Annotated in this window: 10 protein-coding genes; 3 read left to right on the top strand and 7 right to left on the bottom strand. The window is 71.4% G+C overall.

Annotation, left to right across the window (positions count from 1 at the left end; translation table 11 throughout):
- Positions 1-6: 6 nt before the first annotated feature.
- Together P3T41_RS00185 and P3T41_RS00180 are read right to left on the bottom strand one after the other, a co-directional pair.
- Positions 7-327 carry an antibiotic biosynthesis monooxygenase gene (locus P3T41_RS00185; protein WP_280686829.1) on the bottom strand — a complete coding sequence of 107 codons (321 nt, stop codon included), beginning with the start codon at positions 325-327 and terminating at the stop codon, positions 7-9.
- A gap of 67 nt (positions 328-394) precedes the next feature.
- Positions 395-2458: an MFS transporter gene (locus P3T41_RS00180; RefSeq protein ID WP_280686828.1), complete on the bottom strand. Its 2064-nt coding sequence runs from the start codon at positions 2456-2458 to the stop codon at positions 395-397.
- A 194-nt stretch (positions 2459-2652) separates the two neighbouring features.
- Here P3T41_RS00180 and P3T41_RS00175 point away from each other — a divergent pair, with 194 nt between their 5' ends.
- On the top strand, positions 2653-3588 hold the full coding sequence (locus P3T41_RS00175; RefSeq protein WP_280686827.1) for a peptidoglycan-binding domain-containing protein: 936 nt from the start codon (positions 2653-2655) through the stop codon (positions 3586-3588).
- A 7-nt stretch (positions 3589-3595) separates the two neighbouring features.
- Here P3T41_RS00175 and P3T41_RS00170 read toward each other — a convergent pair whose 3' ends face one another.
- The 4 genes from P3T41_RS00170 to P3T41_RS00155 form a co-directional block, all read right to left on the bottom strand.
- Positions 3596-4180, bottom strand: coding sequence for a TMEM165/GDT1 family protein (locus tag P3T41_RS00170; protein ID WP_280687300.1), 585 nt, complete (start codon positions 4178-4180; stop codon positions 3596-3598).
- A 189-nt stretch (positions 4181-4369) separates the two neighbouring features.
- Positions 4370-5089 (bottom strand): ABC transporter permease, encoded by a 720-nt coding sequence (locus P3T41_RS00165; RefSeq protein ID WP_280687299.1) that lies wholly within the window; start codon positions 5087-5089, stop codon positions 4370-4372.
- Between the two features lie 71 nt (positions 5090-5160).
- Positions 5161-6723, bottom strand: a complete 1563-nt coding sequence (locus P3T41_RS00160; RefSeq protein WP_280686826.1) for a phospholipid carrier-dependent glycosyltransferase — start codon at positions 6721-6723, stop codon at positions 5161-5163.
- 73 nt (positions 6724-6796) lie between these two features.
- Positions 6797-8083, bottom strand: coding sequence for an MFS transporter (locus P3T41_RS00155; RefSeq protein ID WP_280686825.1), 1287 nt, complete (start codon positions 8081-8083; stop codon positions 6797-6799).
- 114 nt (positions 8084-8197) lie between these two features.
- On the opposite strand from P3T41_RS00155, the gene P3T41_RS00150 reads away from it, so the two are divergent.
- Together P3T41_RS00150 and P3T41_RS00145 are read left to right on the top strand one after the other, a co-directional pair.
- A complete protein-coding gene (locus P3T41_RS00150) occupies positions 8198-8728 on the top strand; it encodes a MarR family transcriptional regulator (protein ID WP_280686824.1) in 531 nt (176 codons plus the stop codon).
- A gap of 87 nt (positions 8729-8815) precedes the next feature.
- The gene (locus P3T41_RS00145; RefSeq protein ID WP_280686823.1) at positions 8816-9598 is read left to right on the top strand and encodes a VOC family protein; all 783 of its coding nucleotides are present in this window, start codon (positions 8816-8818) and stop codon (positions 9596-9598) included.
- 86 nt (positions 9599-9684) lie between these two features.
- Here the strand turns inward: P3T41_RS00145 and P3T41_RS00140 are convergent, their stop codons facing one another.
- Positions 9685-11499 carry a glycosyl hydrolase family 18 protein gene (locus P3T41_RS00140; RefSeq protein ID WP_280686822.1) on the bottom strand — a complete coding sequence of 605 codons (1815 nt, stop codon included), beginning with the start codon at positions 11497-11499 and terminating at the stop codon, positions 9685-9687.
- Positions 11500-11946: the final 447 nt, after the last annotated feature.

Raw genomic sequence — 11946 nt, 5'->3', positions numbered from 1 at the left:
ACCGGCTCAGCCCGCCTTGGGCCCGGTCGACTGCACCACCTCGAACGACCAGAGCGTCGACCCCGCCGCAGCCGGCCGCTGCCCCGCCGCACCGGCCGGCCGGTGCGCGGCCTGCATCGGCCCGCTCATCCACGCCTGAAACGCCTCCTCCGACGCCCACCGGGTGTACACCAGGTACTGGTCGGTCCCCTCCACCGGCCGCAGCAACTCGAACCACTCGAACCCGTCCGAGTTCTCCACAGCCCCGGCCCGCGACGCGAACCGCTGCTCCAGCACCTCCCGCTGCTCGGCGGGAACGGTCAGCACATTGATCTTGACTACGCTCATCCCCCCATCCTGCCGCACCTCACACCCATCCGGTGCGCCGCCACCACCGCCGGGACCGGACGGACCGTCAGAGCGTGCGCCCCTCGTTGTGCGGGACGTGCTCGCCGGTGCTCCGGTCCGCCCGGTCCGGGCGGTCGTGCTGGTCGCCGGTCAGCGCACCGCTGAGGCGGGTGAGCAGGTCGGCCAGGTCGGCGAACTGCTTCTCGTCCCAGTCGCCGCACAGCCGGGACAGTTGGGTGCGCCGGGCGGCGACCAGCTTGAGCGCCACCTGCTGGCCCGCCTCGGTCAGCCGCATCGGCAGCCCGTTGCGCAGCGCCAGGCCCTTGCCCTCCACCTCGCGCGCGGCCGCCTCCACGATCTGGGGCGGGATGATCCGGTGCTCGGCCAGCTCGGCGGGCTCGACCGAGCCCTGGTGGTGCATCTGCAACAGCAGCCAGCTGGCGGCCGGTTGCAGGTCCAGGCCGGCCTCGGCGGTGATCCGTCGATACAGATCGCGGCGCGCTTCGCGGGAGTTGAGCACGGTCAGCGCGCGGGCGATCTCGTCCACCGAGGAGCGCTCCACCGGGTTCATCCCGATCGACTCGCCGAGGTCGGGCGCGGTGACCGAGGCGCGCAGCGGCTGTTCCTGGACGAAGAGCGAGAAGATGAAGGCGACGAACGCCACCGGCGCGGCGTAGAGGAAGACCTCCGCGATGGCGGTGGCGTAGGCGTGCAGCACGCTGTGTGCGACGGCCGGTGGCAGGGACTTGATGACGTGTGGGTCGGCGGTGATCGACGACGGGTGGAAGCCGGCCGGCAGGGGGACGCCGCGCAACGCGTCGTTCAGCTTGTGGGTCAGGCTGGTGGTGAAGATGGTGCCGAAGATCGAGACGCCGAAGGAGGCGCCGATCGACCGGAAGAAGGTGGCGGCGGCGGTGGCCGAGCCCAGGTCCTGGTAGCCGACGGAGTTCTGCACGATCAGCACCAGTACCTGCAGCACCAGGCCCAGGCCCAGGCCGAAGACCAGGAAGTACAGGCTCATCACGGTGGTCGAGGTGGACTCGGTGAGCCTGGAGAGCAGGATCAGACCCACCGTCACCACCGCTGTGCCGGCGATCGGGAAGACCCGGTAGCGGCCGGTTCGCGCGACGATCTGGCCGGAGCCGATCGAGGTGACCAGCATGCCGAGCACCATCGGCAGCATGTGCACGCCCGACAGGGTCGGCGAGACGCCCTGCACCACCTGGAGGAAGGTCGGCAGGTAGGTGAGCGCGCCGAACATCGCGAAGCCGACCACGAAGGAGATCACCGAGACCAGGCTGAAGGTGCGCGAGGCGAAGAGCCGGGGCGGCAGCACGGCTTCCTCGGCGGTGCGCTCTACCTGGACGAAGGCGATCAGCAGCACCACCCCGAGCACGCCCAGGCCGATGATCTGCCAGGAGCCCCACGGGTAGGTCACCCCGCCGAGCGAGGTCATCAGCACCAGGCAGGTGGCGACCGAGGCGATCAGCACGATGCCGAGGTAGTCGATCCGGTGCTTGCGCTTGACCTCGACGCTGTGCAGCACGACGGCGATCACCACCAGCGCGACCACACCGATCGGCAGGTTGATGTAGAAGACCCAGCGCCAGGAGAGCTGGTCGACGAAGAAGCCGCCGAGCAGCGGGCCGAGCACGCTGGTGGCGCCGAAGACCGCGCCGAACAGTCCCTGGTACTTGCCGCGGTCGCGCGGCGGCACCAGGTCGCCGACGATCGCCTGGGTCAGCACGATCAGGCCGCCGCCGCCCAGACCCTGCAGGGCGCGGAAGGCGATCAGCTCGCCCATGTTCTGGGCCACGCCGCAGAGCGCGGAGCCGATCAGGAAGATCACGATGGAGGCCTGGAAGAACCGCTTCCGGCCGTACATGTCGCCGAGCTTGCCCCAGAGCGGGGTGGCGGCGGTGGAGGCCAGCAGGTAGGCGGTGACCACCCAGGAGAGGTGTTCGAGGCCGCCGAGGTCGCTGACGATGGTGGGCAGCGCGGTGGAGACGATGGTCTGGTCGAGCGCGGCGAGCAGCAGGGCCAACAGCAGGGCGCTGATCGGGACCCAGAGGTTGTGGACCCCGGCCTCCTGGGAGATCAGCGGCTCGGGCTCGGTGGCCGGTTCCGCCATGGCGGGTCCTCCTCGGTGCTGTTTGCCGCTTATCTGACGGTTAGTCCGACTTCTCGCCTTCATCGTGTCAGATGTGTCCTGATTTGCCGGGAACGGTTGCGCCATTCGTAAGCCCGGCGCCCCTGTTGGCCACGGGACCCGTCCTGCATAATCGGGCGCATTCCACACCGTCGACGTTCCAGGAGGACTGGCCCATGCCGGGATACGCCCACCCAGGCCCCGGCTCGAGTCCCGCCCCGGACCCCGATGTCACCGAGACCGCCGTGCTGCCGCATCTGGAGGGGCCACCGCTGGTCCGCCCGTACATACCGGCGGTGCCGGTGACCGATGTGCTGGTCGCTGACGACGTCTTCAGCACCACCGTGCTGCCGCCGGTCCCGCCGCTGCTGCCCCCGGCCCAGCCCTCGGCTCCCCCACGTGAGCTCGGGCTCTTCCCGATCGCCACCGCGCCGGGCCCGCAGGGCGGCCGGGCCGCCTCCAGACGGGCCAAGCACCGCAGACGCGGCGTGGGCGTGGCGGCGGGCGCGGGCGTGGTCGCGCTCGGCGTGGGCCTGGCCCTCGCGCTCTCCCCCGGCTCGCAGACCAGCCACGAGACGCTGCCGGTGCTGCCCACCAGCGTGCCGGACCCCGTCCCGTCCCCGACCGGTCCCCCGCAGTCCGCGCCGACCACGGCCGCCGCGAGCAGTGCGGCGGGCAGCGCGTCCGCGACGTCGGCCCGGCCGACGTCCGCCTCGCCCCGCTCCTCGGCGACGACCGTCGCGCCCACCACCCAGGCCCCGGCCGCGCCCGTGCCGGCCAGCACCCAGGCTCCGCGGCCCAGCACCGCACCGGCCACCAACTCGGCACCCCCGACCAGCGCCGCGCCGAGCACCAGCGCCCCGGCCAGCCCGTCGCCGAGCGCCACCTTCCGCACCCTGCGCTACCGGATGTCCGGCGCGGACGTCGCCGCCCTCCAGCAGCAGCTCTCGGCCGCGAACTGCTTCAGCAACAGCTTCACCCCGGGCTACTTCGACAAGGCGACCGAGTACGCGGTCGGGAACTTCCAGAACAACAACATGCTCTGGCAGTCCACCTGGGGTGTCTACGACCAGCAGACCGCCGACGCGCTCAACGCCGGCGCCACCTGCTGAGCCTCGATCAGCCGGTCACCGCCCCCACCAGGCTGATCGCCGCTAGCACCAGCATCGCCGCCGCCGCGACCCGGATGATCACCTTCATCGGCACGTGCTTCAGCAGCTTCTGGCCGCCCACGATCGCCAGGCCGCCCACCGCGCAGAGGGCCAGCCAGGCACCCAGGCCCACCGAGAGCGGATCGGCGTACTTGGCGGCCAGGTTGGCGGTCATGATCTGGGTCAGGTCGCCGAACTCGGCCACCGCCACCACCAGGAAGCTGGCCCCGGCCACCTTCCAGAAGCCGGTGGAGGACGGCGCCTTCGCCTCGTGCCCCTCCTCCTCGGGCTTGTGCAGCAGCAGCATCACCGCGCCCGCCAGGAAGAGCGCCCCGCTGATCCCCTCCACCCAGCGGTGCGGCAGCAGCGCCAGCAGGCTGCCGGCCGCCAGCGCGAGGCCGACCTGGACGGCCATCGCCGCCGCGACGCCGGCGAAGACGTAGGCCGCGCGGTAACGGGTGCCGAGCATCAGCGCGGCCAGGGCGGTCTTGTCCGGCAGCTCTGCCAGGAAGATGATGCCGAAGGCGACGGCGAAGACGGTCAGGCTCATCAGGATCGATATCCCCACGGTCGGGCTGCCCGGCCGCGCGGCCTCGAAAAAAAGAGACCCCGGCCTGACAGCACTGGTCTCGAAGCACAGCACTGCGGCCGAAGGTCTCGCCGACACACGTGGTGTCCCGGGCGCCGGGCTCCTGTGCGAGCGAGCCGGTATGTCGACGGTCCGGTGGAGGGCTACTCCCCTTCAACGCCTCCACTCTAGCGGACGCCGCACCAGTCCCCGCCCGACCAGCTCCAGCACCACCACGATCGCCACCGCCTCCACCGCGAGCAGCGCGACCAGCACGAAGAGCTGCACCGCCCCCGCCGCCACCGGCGAGGAGCCGCCCAGCAGCATGCCGACGAAGGCACCGGGCAGCGTGACCAGGCCGACCGTGCGGGTCTGGTCGAGGGCCGGGACCAGCGAGGTGGCGGCGGCCGTGCGGCAGATCTCCAGACGGGCGTCCCGGTCCTCGAGGCCGAGCGCCAGCGCCGCCTCCACCTCGCCGTGCCGCTGGGTCAGCTCGTCCAGCGCCCGGCGGCCGGCCAGCGAGGTGGCACTGAGCGCGCCGCCGATCATGATCCCGGCCACCGGCACGATGGAGAGTCCCTTGAGCGGCAGCAGCCCGCTGCCGAGCAGCAGCACCAGCACCGGCAGCACGCCCGCGCCGATCGGCGCCGCCGCCCAGGCCCAGCTCCAGCCGGGCGCGTCGGTCATCCGGCGTCCGGCGGTGCGCACCGCCACGGTGAACATCACCAGCACGAAGAGCGCGGTCAGCCAGAGCGAGTGGACCACCCAGGTGATCACGAAGGCGACCGCCGCGAGCTGCACCACCGCCCGCACCCCGGCCCGCAGCACCGCCCTGCCGTGCCCGAGCCGCCCCCACCCGGCCACCGCGATCGCGGCCAGCAGCAGCACGGCCATGGCCACCCCGAGCAGCGGGGTGACCGGCAGCAGCTGGCTCGAGCCGGACGATCCCCCCGAAGCCAGCCCGATCAGATCCAACTGGTGAACCACATGCGGTCCTGCCAGTCGCTCATCGGGATCACCTGGGCGGTGTAGAGCGGCAGGAAGTAGAGGAAGCACCCCATGATCGCCAGCACGATGCCGCCCGCGGCGGCGCCGCCCACCGCCCGTCGCACCACCGTGCTGCCGGCGGGGCCGAGCATCGCCCCGAGCATCTGGGCCACCGCCAGGCACAGGAACGGCACCAGCACGACCATGTAGAAGGAGAAGATGGTGCGCTGCTGGAACTGGAACCAGGGCAGGTAGATCGCGGCCACCGCGCAGAGCACCGCGCCCGAACGCCAGTCCCGCCGGAAGAACCAGCGGTACAGCAGGTAGGCCAGCGCGAAGCAGGCGGTCCACCAGAGCAGCGGGGTGCCGAGCGCCAGGATCTGGGTGGTGCAGCCGCCCGAGGCGGTGCAGCCCTGCTGGCCGACCGGCACCTGCTGCCAGTACATGCTGACCGGGCGGCCCTGGACCAGCCAGCTCCACGGGTTGGACTGGTACATGTGCGGGGTGGTCAGCGTGGTGTTGAAGTGCCACATCTCGGACTGGTAGTGCCACCAGCTGCGCAGCGGCGCGGGCAGCAGGCCGGACCGGCCGTCCGCCCAGTGCCGGTCGTAGCCGCCCGAGGTGGCGAACCAGCCGGACCAGGAGGCCAGGTAGGTCAGCGCGCCGACCACCACCAGTGAGCCGAAGGCCGGCAGCGCGTCACGCCGCAGCATGCTGCGCATCGGGTAGCGGGCGCCGGCCGCCCGGCGGCCCGCCTGGTCCCAGAGCACGGTGAGCAGGCCGAAGGCGGCCAGGATCTGCGCGCCGTTCCACTTCACCGAGCAGGCCGCGCCGAGCAGCAGCCCGGCGGCCAGCCGCCAGGGCCGCAGGCCCAGCCGCAGCCGGTCGCCGTCCACTCCCGGCACGGCGAGCCTGGCCCTGGTCCGGTCGCGGTCGATCAGCAGGCAGCCGAAGGCGGCCAGCACGAAGAACATCAGCACGCCGTCCAGCAGCCCGGTGCGGCTCATCACGAACTGCAGGCCGTCCACCGACATCAGCAGCGCGGCGGTGCAGCCGATCAGGGTGGAGCCGAAGAGACGGCGCCCGATCCGGGCCAGCATCAGCACCGAGAGGGTGCCGAGCAGCGCGACCATCACCCGCCAGCCGAACGGGTTCAGCCCGAAGGCCGCCTCGCCGAGCGCGATCACCCACTTGCCGAGCGGCGGATGGGCGACGAACGCGGGCGTCGAGTCGAGCGGGATGGTCGGCGGGTGGGCCAGGATCAGGTCGTTGGCGGTGGGCGACCAGACGCCCTCGTAGCCCTGGTGGAGCAGCGACCAGGCGTCCTTGGGGTAGTACGTCTCGTCGAAGACGAAGGCGCGCGGGTGGCCGAGGTTCCAGAACCGCAGCACGCCGGCGAAGAGCGCCACCGCGATCGGGCCGAGCCAGCCCGCGTGGCGAACCGCCCAGGGCACCCGGGCGGTCAGTTCGAGCAGCAGGGACGGACGGGCCGGCGGCGCTTCCCGCGCCGCCGGCCGCTCGGTGACTGCCGTCTGTGCCATGACCCCACCGCTGTCGACTGGATGACCTGATCGCCGACGACCTTAGGGTGTGGCGGTCTCACCCGTCACCCTCTCATGCCGCCGTCTGGAGCTCGCGGACCGGCACGGTCACCGGAGCGGGCGCCTCGGCGTTGTCCTGGGCCGGGGTCAGGTGCGGACGCAGCCGCAGCGCGAGGACGATGATCAGCAGCGTGCAGGCGGTCATCGCGGCCAGGTAGAGCGGCCAGGTGCCGGAGCCGACCAGCAGCACGCCGACCGCCGGGCCGACCGCGATCGCGGTCTGCTTGACCAGCGCGAAGGCCGAGTTGTAGGTACCCAGCAGCCGGGCCGGGGCCAGGTCGGCAACGATCGGGCCCAGGGTCGGGGCCAGCATCGACTCGCCGACGCCGAACAGCACGTAGATCGAGACGATCGCGACGGTGGCGGCCGCGGCCTCGCCGCGGATCAGCCCCGCCAGCAGCGCCGCGCCCCAGGCGCCGAGCCAGACCACGCCGGTGGCGGCCATCGCGGTGGTGCGCCGACGGCGCGCGGTGATCCGCACCATGAACATCTGCAGCACCACGATGGTCAACGCGTTGGCGCCGATCGCCATGCCGAGGGTGGCCGGAGCGGTCTTGACCGTGTCGGTGGCGAAGGCCGCCACGCCCGACTCGAACTGGCCGTAGCAGGTGAAGAAGATCAGCCCGGCCAGCAGGCAGAGCCGCAGCATCGCCTTGTCCGCGGTCAGCGCGCGCAGCCCGGAGCGCTGCGGCTGCCCGGCGTCGGCGACCAGGATCGGCGCCGGGCCCGGGATCTTTGCGAAGCCCGTGACGGCGGCCAGGCCCAGGAAGGTCAGCGCCTCGATGGTGAAGAGCCGGGTCAGGCTGGCCGGGTCGGCCACGTTGACGATCTGCCCGCCGACCAGCGCGCCGATGCCCATGCCCAGGTTGACCAGGGTGAACTGCAGCGCGAAGGCGTGCGAGCGGGTCTTCGCGGTGGAGCAGCGCACGATCATGGTGGCCAGCGCGGGCTGGCAGGTGGTGACGCCGCCGCCGAACAGGAAGGAGGCGATCAGCAGCCCGGTGGTGCCGCTCGCCTGCCCGAAGGAGAAGGCGCCGGTGGCCGCCAGCGCGCAGCCGGCCAGCAGCACCGGACGCGGCCCGTACTTGTCGATGCCGCGCCCCGCGAACGGCAGCACCACGAGCGCGGCCAGCGCGAAGACGGTGAAGACCAGACCGGCGGCCAGCGAACCGAGCCCGCGCACCTGGTCCACGTACACGAACATGTACGGCATGGTGAACCCGCTGCCGAAGGCGCTGAGCGCGTTGCCGAGCTGGACCCGGCGCAGGGTGCCACCCGCGCCGTACTTCTGCTGCTTCATGGAGACACCCCTTAGAACTTTTAGGCTGCAAGATTTCAGAGCTAAACTCTAAGATCTGGAAGAGTGTCGTGTCAAAGGCTTAACTGAGGCAGCCGAGCATGGGAGACTGGGGCCATGAGCGCACCGAGGCCCGCGCCACAGGCCCGCACCGAGCTGGACATCGCCGAGCAAGTGGCCGTCTATCAGCGGGAGTTCCCCACTGTCGACCCGCAGGTGGAGACCATCGTGTCCTCGCTGTCCCGGGTCGCCCGGCGGCTGGGCACCGCCTACGGCCGCCAGCTGACTGTGCTCGGAATCACCAGCGCCGAGTGGGAGGTGCTCAAGGCGCTGGTGGTGGCGGGCAGCCCGTACCAGCTGGGACCCGGCGAGCTGGCCAAGCGGCTCGGGCTGACCCCGGCGGCGATGACCCACCGGATCGACCGGATGGTGGCCGAGGACCTGGTCACCCGGGAGCGCGACGAGGCCAACCGGGTAAGGGTGATCATCGAGCTCACCGAGAACGGCCGCGACAAGTGGCTGGAGTCGATGCGGATGGCCGCCGGTTTCGAGGAGGAACTGCTCCAGGACGTCGGTCCCGAGGAGCGCACGGTGCTCTCCGAGCTGCTGCTGCGGATGCTGACCCGGATCGAGCAGACCAACCCCTAGCGCGTTGAGTGGCGCGAGCCTCCGTCAGGAGTGAAGGTGAGACCCGGGAGGGACCCCACCACACTCTGCGCCCCGGAGGCGACAACCATGCCCGTGGTCAGCACCCCGTACCCGCCCGGCACCCCGTGCTGGGTCGACCTGATGGCCCCCGACCAGCAGGCCGCCATCGACTTCTACCGCGACCTGTTCGGCTGGCAGGGCCAGCCGGGCCCCGAGGAGTTCGGCGGCTACGCGGTCCTCACCCTGAAGGACAAGCCGGTGGCCGGCATCATGACGGCCATGGCGATGGACGACAACCCGCCGCCGCCCACCGTCTGGACCACCTACTTCGCCACCGCCGACGCGGACGCCACCGCGGCGAAGATCACCGCGAACGGCGGCTCGCTGCTCTTCCCGGTGATGGACGTCGGCTCGATCGGCCGGATGACGGCCGCCGCCGACCCGACCGGCGCGGTCTTCGGCATCTGGCAGACGGTGGAGTTCGGCGGCGCGGAGATCGTCAACGAGCCCGGCGCGGTGATCTGGAACGAGCTGTCCACCTCCGACCTGAAGGCCGCGGCCGGCTTCTACCAGAAGGCCCTCGGCATCGAGCTCACCCCGGCGCCGGAGATGCCGGACTACCAGATGCTCAAGGTCGGCGGCAAGGACGTCGGCGGCGCGCAGGGGCTGCAGAACCACCCGCCCGGCACGCCCTCGCACTGGGGCACCTACTTCGCGGTGGACGACGTGGACAGCATCGTGGACGCGGCCGTCCGCAAGGGCTCCGACGTGCTGGTGCCGGCGATGGACACGCCGGTGGGCCGGATCGCGGCGATCAAGGACCCGCAGGGCGCGATCTTCTCGGTGATCGCGCCGAAGGCGCCGCAGTAGGACTCAGGGCCTACAGCATGGGCCGCGGCCCGGACCGATCATGTGATCGGGTCCGGGCCGCGGTGCTTTTCGGGGTGGCGCGGCGGTCAGCAGGGGCCGTTGTCGGTCCAGGCGCCCCAGGCGCCGCTCAGGGTCGGGTCGTCGCCGGTGGTCCACCACTTGTTGGTGTAGGCGTGGCCCTTCCAGGAGACCTTGGTGCCGGCCGTGGCGTAGACCGCCGATGCCGACCAGCCGGGCGCGGTGCAGGCGCCGGTGGGGGTGACGCTGGCGGTGCTGGTCGGCAGGGTGGTCGGGCTGCCGGTGGCCGAGGAGGTCGGGCTCGCGCTGCTCGACGCGCTCGGGCCGGCCGTGGTCGGGCTCGCCGAGGTCGGCGGCGCCGGGCAGTTCGCGGCGGAGCCGTTGGTCGCGTCCACCATCTTGTCGAAGAGCCCGGTCTGGGTGCCCAGGTCGTACAGCGAGAAGGCGAAGGACCCGCCCAGGCCGTTGCAGTGCAGGTAGTCGGCCTTGGCCTGGATCGACCGGGCGTCCTCACCGGACCAGAAGTTGCTGCCGTCGTAGAAGTACGCGGCCTGCGCCACCGGGTCCCAGAAGGTGTCGGCCGGGTTGTCGACGACGCCGTTCAGCTCCTTGTACATCCGGATGCCGTTCACGTTGCCGGACATCGCGGCCCCGGTCGCGGGGCCGGTCGCGGTCTGGAACAGGCCGTTGCCGCCACCGGCCGGTACTCCGGTCCAGCCGCGGTAGTAGAACGGGACCCCCATGTTGATCTTGCCGGCCGGGAAGCCGCCCTTGATCCCGTACTGCGGATCGCCGGCCGTCCAGGCCTTGACCGCCTCGTCGATCGAGTACTTGGCGGTGCCGGGTGCGACCGGGGTCATCGGGTCGTTCGGGTCCGAGTAGAGCGCGGCCTGGTGGTTGGTCGGGCCCTGCGCGTCCCAGGCGCCGTGCATGTCGTAGCTCATCAGGTCCAGGAAGGTCAGCGACTGGCCGATCCTGTCGGTCTCGTAGTTCTGGATCTTGTCCTGGCCCGCGCCGACCGCCGCGCTCAGCGCGTAGGTCCTCCCGTCCGCCTTGCCCTGGGCGTCCAGCTCGGAGCGCAACTCGGCGAGCAGGGCAGTGTAGTTCTGCTTGTCGGCCGGGGCGGCGTGGTTGCCGGTGTGGCCCCCACCGCCGGGGTACTCCCAGTCGATGTCGAAGCCGTCGAAGATGCCGGCCGCCGAGCCCGGTCCGCCGAAGCCGGCGTCGGTGGGCAGGTTGCCCTTGATGAACATGTCGATGCAGGAGGAGGCGAAGGCCTTGCGCGAGGCGTCACTGGCCGCCACGTCGGAGAAGTACTTGGAGTAGGTCCAACCGCCGATCGACAGCAGGATCTTGAGGTTCGGGTTCTTCGCCTTCAGCTCCTTGAGCTGGTTGAAGTTGCCCGCGATCGGCTGGTTCCAGGTGTCCGCGGTGCCGCTGACGCTGGTGCCGGCGTCGTAGGACTTCTCGTAGTCGGCGAAGGCGTCGCCCGCGCCGTCACCGGCGTTCGGGTTGTTGTCGTCCTGCGAGGCGGCCTTGGTGGCCTCGAAGCACTTCCCGCTGGTCGGGTCGATGTTCTCGAAGTCGTAGATCAGGTAGTCCAGTTTCCCGGCCACGCCGGTGTCCTGGATGGTCTTCGGGTAGTAGCCGTTGGCGTAGACCGACCACTGGTCGAAGTAGGCGACCTTGAGGCCGCCGCTGGTGGCGGCCGCGCCGGTGGTGTTGGTGGCGGCGGCCTGGGCGGTGGCGCCGGCGCTCAGCGAGAGGGTCGCGCCGAGCAGCAACGAGGCACCGGCGCCGAGGGCGAGCGCCGCCAGGCCCCGGGGGCGGCGGCGGCCGGCCGGCGAGCTCTCGGCTCCCCGGGCGAGTGTGCGGGTCAACATGGGTGCGTGACTCCTGGTTGTGGGGGACCGTCAGGCCCGTGGGGGTCGGCGGGGCGGGTGGGACCGCTCCGCCATGGGCATGACATGGGGTCGTGCGCGGAACCGGGCGGGCGCAGAGCGCCCCAGGGCCACCGCCAGAGATTCAGGGCTCTGACGGTGACTCAGGAGCTCCCTGCACCTGTCGATTAAAATGGACTAGACCAACCGTGGCGTCAAGGGTCGACCACCGCCCTTGAGCTGCCGTTAAGGTTCCGCACACCGGGCCGCTGCACGGCCGCGCCGCCTGCGACGAAGACCGGCCGGTCTGACGTCCGTATCCGGAGCAAGGTCCGTCTTGAGATGTAGTCGCGCTGCATCTGGCGTCGCAACCCTGCGCCGTTCGACTCCTCCCTGCGCGGCTCGTGGCCGCCGGTTCGGCCGCCTAGCGTGGACAGCGTCGCCCGTCCG

Origin of the sequence: Kitasatospora sp. GAS204B (assembly GCF_029892155.1) — a bacterium.
In the GTDB taxonomy this organism is placed as follows: Bacteria; Actinomycetota; Actinomycetes; order Streptomycetales; family Streptomycetaceae; genus Kitasatospora.
This window is presented reverse-complemented; position numbering and strand designations above follow the sequence as displayed.